Annotated in this window: 1 pseudogene; it reads left to right on the forward strand. The window is 55.6% G+C overall.

Annotation, left to right across the window (positions count from 1 at the left end):
• Positions 1-664: pseudogene (locus ABD481_RS46640) on the forward strand (sensor histidine kinase); the annotation flags it as partial.

Raw genomic sequence — 664 nt, forward strand, 5'->3', positions numbered from 1 at the left:
GCTAAGTCAGGGGTTGTCGCCGGCAGAACGCCAGCAGTTGGGGGTGATATTGCAGGACAGCCGCGCGCTGCTGGCGGAACTGGATCGCGTGCTCTACAACATGTTTCTGGTTCGTGAAAAGGTGGGAGAGCTTGCGGCGCGGATCGACTGGCTGCACGATGATTTCACCACCGAGCTGAATTCGCTGGTGCAGGATTTTACCTGGCAACAGGGAACGCTGCTCGATCAGATTGAAGCCCGACAGGGGGATGCGAGGCAGTATCTGAAACGCGCCCGGGAAGTGCAGAATGAACAGCAGCAGGTCTATACCCTGGCTCGTATTGAAAATCAGATCGTTGACGACCTGCGCGACAGGCTCAATGAACTGAAATCCGGGAATGATGACGGCATGCTGGTGGAGACGCATATCCGCTATCTTGAAAACCTGAAAAAAACGGCGGATGAAAATATCCGTGCGCTGGATGACTGGCCGAGCACCATTACCCTGCGACAAACGATAGATGAGCTGCTGGAAATTGGCATGGTGAAAAATAATATGCCGGATACCATGCGCGACTATGTTAGCGCGCAACAAGCGCTCGTGGAAGCCAGCCGGTCCAGAGAAGCGACGCTGGGGCGCTTCAGAACGTTGCTGGAAGCCCAGCTTGGCAGCAGTCACCAGCAG

It is taken from the genome of Catenulispora yoronensis (genome assembly GCF_039531695.1).
GTDB lineage: Bacteria > Actinomycetota > Actinomycetes > Streptomycetales > Catenulisporaceae > Catenulispora > Catenulispora yoronensis.